The organism is Halobaculum roseum, assembly GCF_019880245.1.
In the GTDB taxonomy this organism is placed as follows: Archaea; Halobacteriota; Halobacteria; order Halobacteriales; family Haloferacaceae; genus Halobaculum; species Halobaculum roseum.
The window spans coordinates 1,734,498-1,749,344 of record NZ_CP082286.1 but is presented as its reverse complement, the minus strand read 5'-3'; the positions used below and the strand labels follow the sequence as shown (position 1 = coordinate 1,749,344).

General features: G+C 66.0%; 12 protein-coding genes, 3 tRNA genes and 3 rRNA genes. 8 read left to right on the top strand and 10 right to left on the bottom strand.

The features are described from left to right. Positions 1-53: 53 nt before the first annotated feature. Positions 54-1,394, top strand: a complete 1,341-nt coding sequence (locus K6T36_RS08810) for an MFS transporter (RefSeq protein WP_222920959.1) — start codon at positions 54-56, stop codon at positions 1,392-1,394. Between the two features lie 77 nt (positions 1,395-1,471). Continuing rightward, positions 1,472-2,305, top strand: a complete 834-nt coding sequence (locus K6T36_RS08805) for an MBL fold metallo-hydrolase (RefSeq protein ID WP_222920958.1) — start codon at positions 1,472-1,474, stop codon at positions 2,303-2,305. Positions 2,306-2,339: 34 nt separating this feature from the next. Here the strand turns inward: K6T36_RS08805 and surE are convergent, their stop codons facing one another. After that, entirely contained in the window at positions 2,340-3,227 is an 888-nt protein-coding gene (gene surE, locus K6T36_RS08800; protein ID WP_222920957.1) for a 5'/3'-nucleotidase SurE, read from the bottom strand. Positions 3,228-3,384: 157 nt separating this feature from the next. Between surE and K6T36_RS08795 the strand changes: the two genes are divergently transcribed. From K6T36_RS08795 to K6T36_RS08785, 3 genes are all read left to right on the top strand, one after another. Next, the gene (locus K6T36_RS08795) at positions 3,385-3,978 is read left to right on the top strand and encodes a magnesium transporter (RefSeq protein ID WP_222920956.1); all 594 of its coding nucleotides are present in this window, start codon (positions 3,385-3,387) and stop codon (positions 3,976-3,978) included. Then, a complete protein-coding gene (locus K6T36_RS08790; RefSeq protein WP_222920955.1) occupies positions 3,979-4,536 on the top strand; it encodes a magnesium transporter in 558 nt (185 codons plus the stop codon). It begins immediately after the preceding gene. Positions 4,537-4,628: 92 nt separating this feature from the next. After that, positions 4,629-5,081 carry a DUF7347 domain-containing protein gene (locus tag K6T36_RS08785; protein ID WP_222920954.1) on the top strand — a complete coding sequence of 151 codons (453 nt, stop codon included), beginning with the start codon at positions 4,629-4,631 and terminating at the stop codon, positions 5,079-5,081. A gap of 79 nt (positions 5,082-5,160) precedes the next feature. On the opposite strand, the gene K6T36_RS08780 is transcribed toward K6T36_RS08785, so the two are convergent. Both K6T36_RS08780 and K6T36_RS08775 read right to left on the bottom strand, forming a co-directional pair. After that, on the bottom strand, positions 5,161-5,583 hold the full coding sequence (locus tag K6T36_RS08780; protein ID WP_222920953.1) for an RNA-binding domain-containing protein: 423 nt from the start codon (positions 5,581-5,583) through the stop codon (positions 5,161-5,163). Continuing rightward, on the bottom strand, positions 5,580-6,173 hold the full coding sequence (locus K6T36_RS08775) for an AAA family ATPase (RefSeq protein ID WP_222920952.1): 594 nt from the start codon (positions 6,171-6,173) through the stop codon (positions 5,580-5,582). The genes K6T36_RS08780 and K6T36_RS08775 overlap by 4 nt, the downstream gene beginning before the upstream one ends. A 102-nt stretch (positions 6,174-6,275) precedes the next feature. Between K6T36_RS08775 and K6T36_RS08770 the strand changes: the two genes are divergently transcribed. Together K6T36_RS08770 and K6T36_RS08765 are read left to right on the top strand one after the other, a co-directional pair. Next, positions 6,276-6,382 (top strand) — tRNA-Arg (locus tag K6T36_RS08770). 445 nt (positions 6,383-6,827) lie between these two features. After that, positions 6,828-7,205: a YccF domain-containing protein gene (locus K6T36_RS08765; RefSeq protein ID WP_222606285.1), complete on the top strand. Its 378-nt coding sequence runs from the start codon at positions 6,828-6,830 to the stop codon at positions 7,203-7,205. Between the two features lie 54 nt (positions 7,206-7,259). On the opposite strand, the gene K6T36_RS08760 is transcribed toward K6T36_RS08765, so the two are convergent. The 7 genes from K6T36_RS08760 to K6T36_RS08730 all read right to left on the bottom strand — a co-directional run bounded on the left by K6T36_RS08760 (position 7,260) and on the right by K6T36_RS08730 (position 14,355). Then, positions 7,260-8,132: a hypothetical protein gene (locus K6T36_RS08760; protein WP_222920951.1), complete on the bottom strand. Its 873-nt coding sequence runs from the start codon at positions 8,130-8,132 to the stop codon at positions 7,260-7,262. Positions 8,133-8,220: 88 nt separating this feature from the next. Then, a tRNA-Cys gene (locus K6T36_RS08755) sits at positions 8,221-8,296 on the bottom strand. A 154-nt stretch (positions 8,297-8,450) separates the two neighbouring features. Then, positions 8,451-8,572: ribosomal RNA gene (gene rrf, locus K6T36_RS08750) — 5S ribosomal RNA — on the bottom strand. Positions 8,573-8,683: 111 nt separating this feature from the next. After that, positions 8,684-11,602 (bottom strand): 23S ribosomal RNA (locus K6T36_RS08745). 213 nt (positions 11,603-11,815) lie between these two features. Then, positions 11,816-11,887, bottom strand: a tRNA-Ala gene (locus K6T36_RS08740). Positions 11,888-11,992: 105 nt separating this feature from the next. Continuing rightward, a 16S ribosomal RNA gene (locus tag K6T36_RS08735) occupies positions 11,993-13,464 on the bottom strand. The 16S, 23S and 5S rRNA genes sit together here with 2 tRNA genes alongside, the layout of an rRNA operon. 582 nt (positions 13,465-14,046) lie before the next feature. Continuing rightward, on the bottom strand, positions 14,047-14,355 hold the full coding sequence (locus K6T36_RS08730; RefSeq protein ID WP_222606283.1) for a non-histone chromosomal MC1 family protein: 309 nt from the start codon (positions 14,353-14,355) through the stop codon (positions 14,047-14,049). 286 nt (positions 14,356-14,641) lie between these two features. Here K6T36_RS08730 and K6T36_RS08725 point away from each other — a divergent pair, with 286 nt between their 5' ends. After that, positions 14,642-14,839 carry a hypothetical protein gene (locus K6T36_RS08725; protein ID WP_222920950.1) on the top strand — a complete coding sequence of 66 codons (198 nt, stop codon included), beginning with the start codon at positions 14,642-14,644 and terminating at the stop codon, positions 14,837-14,839. Positions 14,840-14,847: the final 8 nt, after the last annotated feature.

The following is a 14,847-nucleotide window of genomic DNA, read 5'->3' as shown; positions in this document are numbered from 1 at the left end:
CGAACGGCCGCTTCCGCGCGCCTTTTGACCCCGACAGCCGTCCTCCGAACCGAATGGGAACCGGCGTCGGATCGCGACTGCGAGCGCTCGCCGACTACGACGTGCTCGCGCTCACGGCGCTGATCTGGTTTCTCGCGAAGTTCCTCCGGTACGCGTTCCCGCCGCTGTTCCCCGCCTTCCGGGAAACGCTCGGCGTCTCCAGCTCGGTCCTCGGCGTCGCGTTCACCGCGATGTTGACCGTCTACGCGGCGATGCAGTTCCCCAGCGGCGCGCTCGCCGACCGGGTCGGCGCGCGGCGGGTGATCGTCGCCGGCGCGGTCGTCACCGGCCTCGGCGCGCTCGTGCTCGCGGTGCCCGTCCCCGACGGCCTCGCGTTCGGCGTCCTCGGCGGCGGCATGCTGCTCGTCGGCCTCGGCACCGGCGTCCACAAGACCGTCGCCGTCCGGCTGCTCTCGCGGCTGTACCCCGGGCGGACCGGCCGCGCGCTCGGCGTCCTCGACACGCTCGGCGCCTTCGGCGGCGTCGCTGCCCCCGCGGCCGTCGTCGCGGTCACCGGAGCGACGGTCGCCGGCGTCCCCCTCCCGTGGCTCGACTGGCACGCGCTGTTCCTCGCGGGCGCGGTCGCCGCCGGCGGGCTCGCGCTCCTGTTCGCCCGCAGCGCGCCGGATCCGGATGCGGCCGATCTCGGCGGTGCCGCCACCGACGCCGCCGGCGACGGGTCCGACGACTCCGACACGGCCGCCGGCGACGATACGGCCGCCGGCGACGATACGAGCGACGACGCCGAGACGGACGGCGTGGACGACACGGGCGGCGCCCTCCGTCGCTACGCGGCGCTGTTTCGCGAGCCCGCCTTCGCGGTCTTCGTCCTCGCGACGGTCTGCTTCTCGTTCGCGTACAACGGCGCGGTCGCGTTCCTTCCCCTCTACCTGACCGACGCCGCGGGGCTGTCCGAGACGACCGCCTCGCTGCTGTACTCGGGGCTGTTCGTCGTCTCGCTCGTCCAGTTGGGAACCGGCGACCTCTCGGATCGCGTCGGACAGCTCCCGGTGATCGCCGCGACGCTCGCGCTCGCGACCGGCGGGCTCCTCGCGCTGCTGTCGGTCTCGGGCGTCGTCGCCGTCGCCGGGGCGGTGGTCGCGTTCGGGCTGGGCAGCCACGGCTTCCGCCCCGTGCGGGGCGCGTACCTCGCGGCCGTCCTCCCCGAATCGGCTGCCGGCGGCGGGCTCGGCGTCGTCCGGACGCTGTTGATGAGCGCCGGCGCGCTCGCGCCCGCCGTCGTCGGCGGCGTCGCCGACGCGACCGGCTTCGGCGCCGCCTTCGGCGTGCTCGCGGCCGCGCTGGTCGCCGCGCTGGCGCTCACGGGCGTCGTCGCGGTCGTTGACGCGTCGTAGACAGCATCACGGCCGGGCGGGTTCGGGTGTTCTCACACCACCCGAACAGTCGAGTGGCACGTACTCGATCCGTCACCGTGCGCTGTACCCTTCTCGGAACCGGCGACGCCCTCGGCGTCCCCGTGCCCCTGTGTGACTGTGCGTTCTGTGCGGCGAGCGACCCGCGACGGCGACCCGGCCTCCTCGTCGAGGCGGCGGGAACGACGCTTCTCATCGACGCGCCGCCGGACGTGACTCCCGCGCTTCACGAGGCGAACGTCACCGACCTCGACGCCGTGTTCCTCACGCACGGCCACTACGACCACGCCGCCGGCGTCTCCGAGCTGAACCACGCCCGGTACGAGCACCACCTCCTGAACGGCGACGACCTCGGCCACGACCACCCGGTCGCCGACCCCTTCGAGACGTACGTTCCCCGCAGCGTCCTCCAGAAGTACGCCACCGAACGGCCCCGTCTCGTCGAGCGCGTCGGGATGGAGGTCGTCTCACCCGGCGATCCGGTGTCGGTCGGGGACCTCTCCGTCACAGCGTTCGGAGTGGAACACGGAGAACCGCTGTTCCCGACCCTCGGGTACGTCGTCCGTGGCCCGCGGTCGGAGGGACCCCGTGGGGACGCCGACCCGGGCGAGGCGGTCGTCGGCTACGCGCCGGATCTGAACGCCGCACCCGATCCCGGGACCGTCCCCGCCGACGGACTCGACCTCCTGTTCGTGGAGGGGTCGGTTCTCGGGGCGGAACTCCACGCCGAGGCCGTCGAGCTCCGGGCCGGCCTCGACCGCCTGGACGCCGACCGCCGCGTCGCTACGAACGTCTCCGAGCACATGCTTCGGATGCACACCGAGGCGGTCGAGGAACGCGGACGGGAACACGGCTACGAGGTGTGGGCCGACGGCGACGCGGCGACGCTGTAGCGCCGGATGCGCGATCTCGGGAGCTGACCGCCGATCAGTCGTCGTCCGCCGGCGCGGCCTCGCGCTCGTCCCGCCAGTCGCGATTCACCGCGGCGACGAGGTCGTCCAGCCGTTCGGAGTGAACCGGCACCTGGGGCACGCGCAGCGCGGAGACGCTCGCGTCGCCGTCGACGACGGCCGCGCGGTCGGACCACGCGGGGTAGGAGTCGCCCACCTGCTCCAGCGTCGGGTGTCGCCCCGGCTGATCGAGCCGGGCCCAGAAGTCGGATTCGAGCCGCCAGTCGCCGTCGTGGGTCTCGCGCTCCTCCGGGGAGGCCTCGCGCACGTCGACGCCGTAGTCGGCGAGCGGCTCGGTGAGCCGGAGGTCGCAGTCGGCCGCGTCGACGGGGGCGTTCACCGAGAACAGGTCCGCGTCCGCGAGGTCGGCGCCGCCGTCCGTGCTCCTGCTCCCGCGATCGACCACGTGTTCGGCGAGCAGGCGGGCGAGCCGCGCGGGCGTCTCGAAGGTGAACTCCGCCGGCGGGAAGAACTCCTCGCGGTGGTACGCCGAGACGGCGACGGCGGGAACCCCGAGGTACGCCGCCTCGACGGCCGCGCCGACGGTGCCCGAGTGGCCCATGATGTACTCGCCGCAGTTGGGGCCGTGGTTACAGCCGGAGACGACCAGATCGAACTCCTCGTCCAGCGCCCGCAGCGCGTAGGCGACGCAGTCGGCGGGCGTGCCGTGGACCGCGTGGCCCCACTCGTGGTCGTCCACGTCGACGGCGCGCGAGCGTGCCCGCCCCACGCCCGACTGGTTCTCCGCGGGCGCGACGACGGTCACGTCGGCGACGGCGCGCAGCTCCTCGTACAGCGCCGCGAGGCCGGCGGCGTCGATACCGTCGTCGTTCGTCAGCAACACCCGCGCCTGCGAGTCGGTCATTGGTGGTGTCTGGTCGCTCGCCGTGAAGTGCCCGTCGGTACCGCGGGCCGGCGTCGCCGGCCGTGGGATGACCGCGACGGTGACAGCGACGGTGACGAGGAATTCCGCGGCGACGGCGGCACCCGACTTTTGTCCTCGGGGGTCGTCGGTACGCGCGATGGGGATCCGCGAGACGGCCGGGGAGGCGTACCGCGAGGCGCTGCCGGCGCTCGCGACGAGCGCGGTCGGGGGGTTGCTCGCGGGCGTCGTCCTCGGCGGCATGCGCGCCGAGCTCCGGGCGATCGAGGGGCTGCTCGTGCTCGTGCCCGCGCTGCTCGCGACCCGGGGAAGCGTGTTCGGGAGCTTCGGCGCGCGCATCTCCACCGGACTCCACCAGGGGATCGTCGAACCGCGGGTCGACCTCGGCGACGACCGGCTGCGCGCGGCGGCGGCGGCGGCGCTCGCCAACGGCGTGCTCGTGTCGCTCGTCGCCGCCGTGCTCACCGTGACGGCGCTCACGCTGCTCGCGAGTCCGGTCGCGCCGATGTCTGTCATGCTCGGCGTCGCGCTGATCGCGAGTGTCCTCTCGGGGATCGCGCTGACGGCCGTCGTCCTCCTGGTCGTGTTCGCGGGCTACCGTCGGGGGTACAACCCCGACACGTTCGTCGGCCCGGTGGTGACGACCACCGGCGACGTGGCGGGCGTGTTCTTCCTGCTGATCGCGGCACGGGCCGTCCTCGCGCTGGCGGCCGCGGTCGGGGGTGGGGCGTAGGTGCCGACCGAGTGGTCCGTCCGCGCGATCACCCGCGCGATGTTGCCCGTGTTGCTCGCGCTCGCGCTCGTCGAGCTGGGGTCGGGGCTGGTGCTCGGGGCGCTGGAGGACCGGCTGCTCCGGTCGCCGTCGCTGCTCGTGCTCGTTCCGGTCACGATCGGCACCGCGGGCAACCTCGGATCGATCCTCGCGGCGCGGCTCTCGACGGCGTTCCACCTCGGGACGCTCTCCTTCGACCCCGCGGACGACGAGCTCGCGGGCAACGCCGTCGCCACGGTCGCGCTCGCGGTGACCCTGTTCCCGGTGATCGGCCTCGGCGCGTGGGCGCTCGCGGCGCTCGTCGGCGAGACGACGCTCGGGCCGGGGACGGTGCTCGTCGTCGCGCTGTCGGCCGGCGTCGCCCTCGCCGTCCTCGCGGTCGCGGTGACGCTCGCGGCGACGTACGCGGCCTACCGGCTCTCGCTCGACCCCGACGACGTTGTCATCCCCGTGGTCACCAACGTCTGCGACGTGCTCGGCGTCGTCGTGCTGTTCGCGGCGGTAGTGGCGTTCACGTGAATCCCGGCGACGCGATAGGCGTTCCGCGAACGACGTATCTGTTCGATCGCCCACACGAAAAGTATGTCACGGAGGCGGCCGCCCGCCCCGACATGGAGTTCACACCGACGGGGCCGTCCGCCTCGCGCGACGACGCGCACGTCGGGGACGCCGACCCCCAGGGCGACGACGCCGCCCGCGACGCCGCCGACGCCCTCTCCGCGCTCGCCTCCGAGCACCGGATCGCGATCCTCCGCGAGTTGGCCGCGGCCGACGGGCCGCTGTCGTTCTCGACGCTGCGCGAACGAATCGGGATGCGCGACACCGGCCGGTTCAACTACCACCTCGGGGAGCTTCGCGGCCGGTTCGTTCGCGAGCGCGACGGCGGGTACGTGCTCGGCCACGCGGGCGAACGAGTCGTCCTCGCGGCCGCCGACCTCGATCCCGAGGGCGCCGCGATGTTGGCGGACGGGCGGACGACTGAGGGCGGGGGCGACGACGCGTGCCCGGTGTGCGGCGAGGTCGACTGCGACCGCGTGATCCACGTCCATCTATCGGGGCGATAACAGGGAATCCCGCCACCGCTGAGTCCGTCGCTCGGCGATTGCCCGTCCGCGGGTCGCCGAACTCGTCGCCCTTCGCGGGTCAGCGGCTGTCGGGGTCGACGGGCGCGCCGTCCTCGGTCGGCGGCGCGAGGTGGTCGATGTACTCCTCGACCGACGGCGAGCGGACGGCAACCTCCACGGAGATATCGCCCAGCTCGTCGGGGTCGCCGACGGAGAAGTTGACGACGCCCTGGAAGGCGGCCTGCTTCTTCAGGTTGAAGGTGAAGCCGTCGTCGGTACGGTTGCGCTCGAACTCGCGGCGTGCGGTGTCGAGGATCTCCTGTTCGTGGAGCTTGTCGGAGAAGTCGTCGAGCGTGTGCGTCTCGGCGACGAGGGTGCCCGGCTCGGAGACGAACTCCGCGTTGGGAAACAGCGCCTCGACGGCGTCGCGGACGCGGTCGGTCACCTCGGTGTCGCGCACCGGCGCCTCGATCCGGGCGTCGACGCTGTAGACGGTCGTCACTTCTCCACCTCCGTCGCGTCGACGGCGGGATCGGGGGCGTCGACGTCCCCGCGCAGCACGGCCCGAACGCGGTCGCGGAACGCCGCGAGCGTGTCGGTGTTGTCGATGGTTACGTCGGCGGCGTCGATGACCTCGCCCATGCCGAAGCCGAGTTCGCGCTCCTCGCGGTCGCGCAGCGCCTCGACGTCGAGGTCGGAGTCGTCGCGTCCGCGGTCGCCGAGCCGTTCGGCGCGCAGATCGAACGGCGCGGTGATGGCGACGAGCGTGAAGTCGTCGCCGAACCGTTCGCGAAAGCGTTCCAACTCGACGGGCGCGCGCAGGCCGTCGACGAGCACGGCGTCCGTGTCGCCCGCGGCGGCGGCCTCCTCGATCAGCGGGATCGAGCGATCGGCGATCGCGGCGGGGCCGTTCTCCTCGCGCAGGGCGCGGGCGATCGCGCCGTGGTGCTCTGCGGGGTCGAGCCCGCGGTCGCGACACTCCGCGCGGATGACATCCCCCATGGTGACCACGGGAACGCCCTCCTCCTCGGCGACCGCGGCGGCCTCGCCCTTCCCGCTGCCGGGCAGGCCGACCGTTCCGATGACTCGCATCACCGTCCGTTCGCCGCTGGCCGGATTAAAGCCTGCGAGACGGACGACCCCGCCGGACGCGACCGCGCCGTTTTTGACTTCCCCGCGTGTGTTCTCACCTGAGGGCGCGTAGCTCAGTCCGGATTCAGAGCGTCGGACTTCTATCCGCGTCGGTGTTTCCGGCGGGGGGAGCCATCCGACGGTCGCGGGTTCAAATCCCGTCGCGCCCGTAGTGGTCGAGCGGTAGCGAGACCCGGAGGGCGACACACGGCGATTTGAAGCAGGGAGTGAAGCGAACGGAGTGAGCGGAACGACCGTGGTTCAGACTCCCGTCGCGCCCGTGTTCCGTGTCGCGAGCGACAGCGAGCGACCGGAACCGCTCGGAAGACGGGATTTAAAGCAGGGAGGTCGCACGCAGGCGAGCGAAGCGAGCCGAGTACGCCCGACCGTGGTTCATACTCCCGCCGCGCCCGTAGTGGTCGAGCGGTAGCGAGACCCGGAGGGCGACACACGGCGATTTGAACCAGACGAGACGCGCGCAGCGGAGCAAGCACGTCTCGGCGTAGTTCATACTCCCGCCGCGCCCGTTGCGAGGCCGAACGCAGTGGGGTCTCGATAGTGAGCCGTGAGCGGAGCGACACAAGGGATTCACCCTCCGGGCGCGTTCGTTTCGGCATGGCACAACGCTCGCTGTTCACCCGCGCGCTGTGGTTCGTCGCCGTCGGCTGGTGGGCCACCCCCGCGGTCGTCAACCTCGCGTGGTTCCTCAACGCCACCGTGATCGGGCTCCCGCTGGGGATCAAACTGATCAACCTCGTGCCGACGGTGTTGACGCTGAAGGAACCGCGGTCGCTGTCGGCGCCCGATGACGCCCGCGGCCAGCGGTCGCTGCTCGTCCGCGGCGTCTACTTCGTGCTCGTCGGCTGGTGGCTCAGCCTCCTGTGGGCGAACGTCGCCGCGTTCCTCGCGATCACGATCGTCGGGCTGCCGGTCGCCTACTGGATGTTCAACCGCCTCCCGTTCGTCACGTCGCTGTACCGGTTCGACGGATAGCCGTCGCTCGGGAAGCGGACGAGCGGAGAAGTCGAGGGATGTCGCGTGGGCGGCTCAGTACCGGTTCGGGAGATACGCCATTCCCATCAGGAGGAACGCCGACAGCCCGCTGACGATCGTGACGCCCCACAGTCCGTTCGTCATCGTGGTCTGCATCGCCGTCTCCTCCTCGTATTGGGCGTACGTGTCGAACTCCTGGGTGAGCACCATCGTCGAGTTGTCCGGGAAGTACGCGAAGTACGTCGTCGAGCCGACCGTCACGTTCGCCTCGTCGGCCACCGATATCTCGGTGGTCCGCGGCGCGAAGTACTCCAGCGTCGCGGCGTCCGAACTCACCGACGCGACCGTCGCGGTGTTGTTCTCGATGTCCTCGAGTTCGTCTCCGACCGCGTACTCGCGCGTCTCGGGCGCCGGGAAGTACTCGTCTGCGGGGATCAGCTCCCGGCTCTCGTTACCGTCGGCGCGCTCGACCACGTACTCCTCCCCGTCGACGGTCGTCGTCTCGTTCTCGACGTCGGAGTCGTTCTCGAGGATCGCCGTGCGGTCGATAACCTCCGTCAGCGTGACCGATTCGGACTCGTTGTCGGTGGTGACGGTCCAGTCCTGCTCGTCGTACGTGACGGTCGAGTCGTTCGCCCACTCGACGGTGTAGCGGGCCGACTCGTTGGTCGTGTTCAGCGTCCCGGAGCGAACCAGCTCGGCCTGACCGCCGCCACCGTGGCCGCCGCCACCACCCTCCATTTCGGCGGAGATACCCTGTACGACGTACTCCGTCCCATCGACCGTGAGCGGATCGCCCTCGCTCAACTCGTGATCCGGATTCTCGAAGGAGAGCTGCGGCGCGCTCGCTGTCGCGATGAGCGAGAACGAGGCCGCCCCCACGACGAGGAAGAACGCGACGTAAATGACCGCGGCGCGTCGTTGCATACGTGAGCCACGGGTCGCCCGGAGTTTAACCGTTTTCTTTCGGGGGAACGCAGTACCGCGGCTCCGCGATCGTCCGCGCGCACGAGAAAGCCAAGGGCCGGATTTGAACCGGCGTGGTTCTCCTCTGCAGGGAGATGCGTATGGCCGGACTCTGCCACCTTGGCGCATCTGAACGGAGGCGTGTAAGGCGTTTAAGCCTAGCGGATTCCCCGTTCGAGCCGATCGCGAACGCAGTAGCTTGACGGTGTGCGTCTGTGTATAAATGCAGAACGGCCCACCAGCATGGTGCTGGTGGGCCGTTGTGTGTTGCGTATGAGTGGTGGGCGGCGAACCGGTGTTTCCAGAGGCTCTCGCACTCCAGGACTTGCCGGAACGCTGGCGGGCTTAACTTCCGTGTTCGGGATGGGTACGGGTGGTGCCCCGCCGCTGTGGCCGCCCGAAGGCCGACCATCGGGAACGATCCGATGAGGTGCCAACGTCGGTCTTCGACCGATATGTACGTGCAATCCAGGTAACGCCTGGACCCGTTCACGAACGGGTCCCAGTGCATATGAGTGTGGCTTGACCTGTTAGTGCTCGTGGACTGAACGCCTCGTTGCCTCGGCGCGTACATCCCGAGTCTATCGAACTCGTCTTCTACGAGTGGTCTCGGTGGTACTTCTTTTTCAGGTGGGTTTCGAGCTTAGATGCGTTCAGCTCTTACCCCGTGTTGCGTAGCTTCTCGGCAGCTGCCCTTTCGGACAACCGATACACCAGTGGCAACCAGTCGTAGTTCCTCTCGTACTATACGACCGTTCCCGTCAAGTACCGTAACACCCCCAATAGATAGCAGCCGACCTGTCTCACGACGGTCTAAACCCAGCTCACGACCTCCTTTAATAGGCGAACAACCTCACCCTTGCCCGCTTCTGCACGGGCAGGATGGAGGGAACCGACATCGAGGTAGCAAGCCACGCGGTCGATATGTGCTCTTGCGCGTGACGACTCTGTTATCCCTAAGGTAGCTTTTCTGTCGTAAATCCGGGCCATTGAGGCCCGTGATCCGTTCGCTAGACCACGCTTTCGCGTCAGCGTCACTCGCTTGGAATGACACTGTCAGACTTCCTTGTGCTCTTGCGCTCTTCCGCGGGTTCCTGTCCCGCGTGAGGAAATCTTGGGGCGCGCTCGATATCTTTTCGAGCGCGTACCGCCCCAGTCAAACTGCCCGGCTACCGGTGTTCTCCTCCCGGAGTGAGAGTCGCAGCCACTGACGGGTAGTATTTCAGTGATGTCTCGGTGGCCCGCTGGCGCGGGTACCTGTGTAATGACTCCTACCTATCCTGCACGTCAGCGGCCACGTCTCAGCGACAGCCTGCAGTAAAGCTCTATAGGGTCTTCGCTTCCCCTTGGGGGTCTCCAGACTCCGCACTGGAACGTACAGTTCACCGGGCCCAACGTTGGGACAGTGTGGCTCTCGTTGATCCATTCATGCGAGTCGCTACTGAAGCGACAAGGTACTACGCTACCTTAAGAGGGTCATAGTTACCCCCGCCGTTGACAGGTCCTTCGTCCTCTTGTACGAGGTGTTCAGATACCTGCACTGGGCAGGATTCAGTGACCGTACGAGTCCTTGCGGATTTGCGGTCACCTGTGTTGTTACTAGACAGTCGGAGCCACCGAGTCACTGCGACCTGCCTCGCGAAAGGCAGGCATCCCTTATTGCGAACGTACGGGACTAACTTGCCGAATTCCCTAACGTCGGTTGTTCCCGTCGGTCTTGGCTTGCTCTGCCAGGGTACCTGTGTCGGATCTCGATACGAACACCACGCTCGTCTTTTCACGGGCTCTAGGTAGTGGTGACTTGCGCTGTCTCAGGCTTCTCTCGCTTCGTGCCGTTACGGCTTCCACGGGATTCCCTGATTCGACCGGGCGAATGCCCGGCTCACCAGTTCCCAAAGCGTCGACTTTCAGTGCGTGGTGGCACTGGAATATTAACCAGTTACCCGGTTGTCCGATTCGAATTACGGTCGGACTTAGGATCGGCTAACCCTCGGCTGATTGGCAGTGCCGAGGAACTCTTACCCTTCAGACCTTCGGGGTTCGCACCCGAATATCGCTGCTACTGTGACCAGGATTGTCGTTACTGTGCGGTCCACGCGAGCTCTCGCCCGAGCTTCCATCCGGACAGTACGCCGACCTACACGGTTCCCTTCTTACAGGGACGGTTAGGTATCAGAAGTGGATTTGAGTCCCGATCATTTTGGGCGCCTTGAACCTCGGCCGGTAAGCTGTTACGCTTTTCTTAGCGGGTAGCTGCTTCTAAGCTCACCTCCCGGCTGTTTAGGGCTCAAGACTACCTTCAGAGGATTACACTTAATCCACATTTTGGGTCATTAACCTAACTCTGGGTTGTTCCCCTCACGGTGCCCAAGCTTACCCCGGGACACCGGACTCCCTCCGTCGACAGCGTTCGTACGTTCGGAGTTCGACAGAGAGGCCGACTCCTCTCGGAGGCGGGTCTCTCAATCGGTGGCTCTACCGCACGAACTACCTCGGGAGAGGTCATGCTTCGACATGTTTCGGTCGGAACCAGCTGTTGCCGAGTTCGATGGGCCTTTCACCCCTACTCCAAGATCACGCGAGGGTATTGTAGGACACCAACGCTAACGGACCTCCACGTGCCTTTCGGCACGCTTCATCCTGCCTCGGAGTAGATCACTCGGTTTCGGGTCGTACCTCTTCGACTCCCCGCGCTTGAACACGGTGGCCCTCGTCGTAAGACTGCGGCCATATCGGTTTCCCTGCGCCTTCCACGATGCTCGTGTTAGACTCGCCGGAGAAGTACACTCCCTGGTTCGTTTTTCAAAACGCACGACGCGACTTCGGCTCCCCTCACGTCTTACTGGTGGGTCGCCCCACGGTCATTCTGTGAGGGGCCTTTCAAGCCCCGTCGCTCAATCGCCAGCTGATTTCAGGCCCTATTGCACCGCCCTTCTCGGGGTGCTTTTCAGCGTTCGCTCACGCTACTTGTTCGCTATCGGTCTCGAGGAGTGTTTAGTCTTCTCAGTCGATGCCTGAGATATTCACGAGGGATATCCAACCCCCGCTACTCTGGGAACTGATCCGCAGGCCGCGTTCGTGATACGGGACTGTCGCCCTGTATCGTGCTCCGTTCCAGGAGACTTCTCACGAACTCGAACTGCTTGCTATCAGCCCGAACACCACATTGCCCGTGAGGGCTTCGGTTTGGACTGTGTCGCGTTCACTCGCCGTTAGTAACGACATCTCGGTTTGATTTTTCTTCCTGCTCCTACTGAGATGTTTCAATTCGGAGCGTTCCCCATTGCGCGAAGCAATTGTAGAGGGATTCCCATTCGGAGATCCGTAGTTCTTCGCCTCCATGCGGCTCCCTACGGCTTATCGCAGCTTGGCACGTCCGTCGTCGGCTCTCGAGCCGAGCCATTCACCAGCTGGCACAGTAGCCAGTTGACTGATGGTACACTGTGACCCGGTGAACGGGTCCAGTGGACGTCTGGATTGCACGTACATACGGTCGTCATCGCACGTCGCGTGGGTGGCACGCGAGCGTACATCGACCCTTCCCATTCCCGCTCTCGCGGAATGGTGCATCGGTCTTGCGTCGGGATTCATCGTATCGCCGTCCGCCATATAAGGCGCACGGTTCGCGATGAACCCCGAATACATGGACCCACTGGGATTCGAACCCAGGGCATCCTCCTTGCAAAGGAGGCACTCTACCACTGAGCTATGGGCCCACCCCCGTCAGGGGGCGTGAGCGAGCCTCGATAGTTCGAAGGTGCCCGATCGGCGTCGGGAACGGACCGAAAGGTGAGCCAGGGCGTCGCCCTGGTCTCGATCTGTGGAGGTGATCCAGCCGCAGATTCCCCTACGGCTACCTTGTTACGACTTAAGCCCCCTTGCGAAGCCCAGATTCGACCTGGCAACCCAGGCCTCATCCGGACCTCACTCGGGTGCTTTGACGGGCGGTGTGTGCAAGGAGCAGGGACGTATTCACCGCGCGCTTGTGACACGCGATTACTACCGAATCCAGCTTCATGTGGGCGAGTTTCAGCCCACAATCCGAACTACGACCGGGTTTCTGAGATTACCGTCCCCTCTCGGGGTAGGAACCCATTGTCCCGACCATTGTAGCCCGCGTGTAGCCCAGCCCATTCGGGGCATACTGACCTACCGTTGCCCGTTCCTTCCTCCGCCTTGGCGGCGGCAGTCTCCCTAATGTACCCAACGACCTCAAGGGTCTTGCTGGCAATTAGGGACGCGGGTCTCGCTCGTTGCCTGACTTAACAGGACGCCTCACGGTACGAGCTGACGGCGGCCATGCACCTCCTCTCTGATCGTCTGACAAGCTCATCACACTGGTCGTCATTCGAACAGTCGGGGCTGGTGAGATGTCCGGCGTTGAGTCCAATTAAACCGCAGGCTCCTCCGGTTGTAGTGCTCCCCCGCCAATTCCTTTAAGTTTCATCCTTGCGGACGTACTTCCCAGGCGGTTCGCTTCTCGGCTTCCCTACGGCACAACACAGACTCGTAGTCTGCGTCGCACCTAGCGAACATCGTTTACAGCTGGGACTACCCGGGTATCTAATCCGGTTCGAGACCCCAGCTTTCGTCCCTGACCGTCGGATCAGTTCTCTCAAGGTGCTTTCGCCATCGGTGGTCCGTCCAGGATTACGGGATTTCACTCCTACCCCGGACGTACCCCTTGAGTCTCCCTGTCCCAAGCCGAGCAGTTTTCGCCGGACGCCTACCAGTTGAGCTGGTAGATTTCCCGACGAACTTGCCCGGCCGGCTACGGACGCTTTAGGCCCAATAAGATCGGTCATCACTCGAGCTGCCGGTATTACCGCGGCGGCTGGCACCGGTCTTGCCCAGCTCTTATTCGTGCACCGCCTTAGGGTGCACAAAAGCGAAGGCACTATGCCTCCGCACTCGGAGTCCCCCTATCGCACTGTCGTGCAGTGTAAAGGTTTCGCGCCTGCTGCGCCCCGTAGGGCCCGGAATCTTGTCTCAGATTCCGTCTCCGGGTTCTTGCTCTCACAACCCGTACCGATTATCGGCACGGTGGGCCGTTACCCCACCGTCTACCTAATCGGCCGCAGCCTCATCCTACGGCGTCGGAACGTTTCCGGCTCTCGGCGTTCCAGCGTGAGAGCCGTAACCGGGATTAGCCTCAGTTTCCCGAGGTTATACCGGTCCGTAGGGTAGATTGGCCACGTGTTACGGAGCTATTCGCCACGGGCCTGAACCCGTGCGACTAGCATGGCTAAATCGGACTCCGATAGCAATGACCTCCGGCAGGATCAACCGGAATGTTCCTCCCCGCGAGGGGAGGGGGTGGCGGGAAGTCACGCGCAAAGCGTGACTTCACCATTGCGTGGTCCATGTTCGGCGACACCGATCGGGTGACACCGAACTATCGAGGCTCACATCAGATACCGTCTTGCGGCGGACCGCAGGGGCGGAATCCTCATCTCTTGCGGATATTAACGTACTTCGCGAGGGGACTTAACCCCTTCGAAGCCCGTCACCGAAGCGAACCGCGGCGGGGTTGAACCGCCTCGACTCGCGTCGTGTCTTCGCATTCCATCCGATGCCTTTGCCGTTGATAAGGACATCGGAACGAACTTCGACACACCCCGGAAGGGTGTGCCGTGTCGCCGGGGCGTCCCGTGCGACCTTCGCATTTCTTCGGATGGCAGGGGAACATAAAAGGCCGTCGTCTCGCCACCGCTACGTCATGCGGTTTCACGGCCCGTCATCGTGAACGACCGTGAACGACACTCGTCTCGTGGTTCGGCTCGCGAACGGCGATACGAGGCCCTCGAACGCGCCATCGACGATCGGCGGCGTTGTGACTGGCGGATCGATTCCCAAAGAACGTACAGTGCGCGGATCAGCTCTCGAGGTGCTCGATGCCCTTCTTCGCCACGTTGGCCTCGGTGATCTCATCGGGCATCCAGTCGGGTTTGTTGTCCGGCGCGGACTCCCGCCAGGACCACCCCTCGTAGATATGGACCTTGTCCGTCCCCTTCTCCCGGAGCCGGAGTTCGACGCGGTCGGCGGCGTCCTCGGAGCTGGCCGGCTCGAGCCGGCGAGCGGCTTTCAGGGCCGCCTGTCGCGGCGTGTTGCCGGAGAAGACGCTCTCCTCGGTGCCGTCGCCCTCGCGTAGCGCGAAGTTCCGCTTACCGTCCTCACGTACCATGGTTTTTCGCCTCCGTGTGAAGCGAACACACACTGTATGATAAACGTATCGGGGAAATTACCGCATTTTGGGGAAAAGATTCATATGTGGGTTCGACACCCGCGGGTGTCGCGAGGGCGCCACCGGAGGCGCCGACGGCACGACGGACACGATCACATCGGTTACATGACCACATCGGTCCCACAAGCCGTACACCCGTACGGGTGCGTGTCCGGCCGACCGCACGCGGACGGCCGTAAACAACACTTATGTGTCTCGTCGGGGGACTCACGGAGTACCGAAGGCGATGGTCCGGAAGAAGACGCTCAGTCCGAGTGGCGCCAAGGACGAGAACGGCGAGTACCACAACGTCCACGTGAACCTGCACGAGGACGAGCTCGCCGTCGCCGGCATGGAGATCGGCGACGAGGTGTTCGTTCGCGTCCGCGACGGCAAGATTATCATCCAGAAGGCGGACCCCGACGAGGTAGAACACGACTTCTGACACCGGGT

Excerpts from the sequence above, each read along its gene's own strand:
- K6T36_RS08810 (WP_222920959.1), top strand. The coding sequence starts at position 54 with ATGGGAACCGGCGTCGGATCGCGACTGCGAGCGCTCGCCGACTACGAC.
- surE (WP_222920957.1), bottom strand. The coding sequence starts at position 3,227 with ATGACCGACTCGCAGGCGCGGGTGTTGCTGACGAACGACGACGGTATC.
- K6T36_RS08795 (WP_222920956.1), top strand. The coding sequence starts at position 3,385 with ATGGGGATCCGCGAGACGGCCGGGGAGGCGTACCGCGAGGCGCTGCCG.
- K6T36_RS08785 (WP_222920954.1), top strand. The coding sequence starts at position 4,629 with ATGGAGTTCACACCGACGGGGCCGTCCGCCTCGCGCGACGACGCGCAC.
- K6T36_RS08775 (WP_222920952.1), bottom strand. The coding sequence starts at position 6,173 with ATGCGAGTCATCGGAACGGTCGGCCTGCCCGGCAGCGGGAAGGGCGAG.
- K6T36_RS08765 (WP_222606285.1), top strand. The coding sequence starts at position 6,828 with ATGGCACAACGCTCGCTGTTCACCCGCGCGCTGTGGTTCGTCGCCGTC.
- K6T36_RS08760 (WP_222920951.1), bottom strand. The coding sequence starts at position 8,132 with ATGCAACGACGCGCCGCGGTCATTTACGTCGCGTTCTTCCTCGTCGTG.
- K6T36_RS08730 (WP_222606283.1), bottom strand. The coding sequence starts at position 14,355 with ATGGTACGTGAGGACGGTAAGCGGAACTTCGCGCTACGCGAGGGCGAC.
- K6T36_RS08725 (WP_222920950.1), top strand. The coding sequence starts at position 14,642 with ATGGTCCGGAAGAAGACGCTCAGTCCGAGTGGCGCCAAGGACGAGAAC.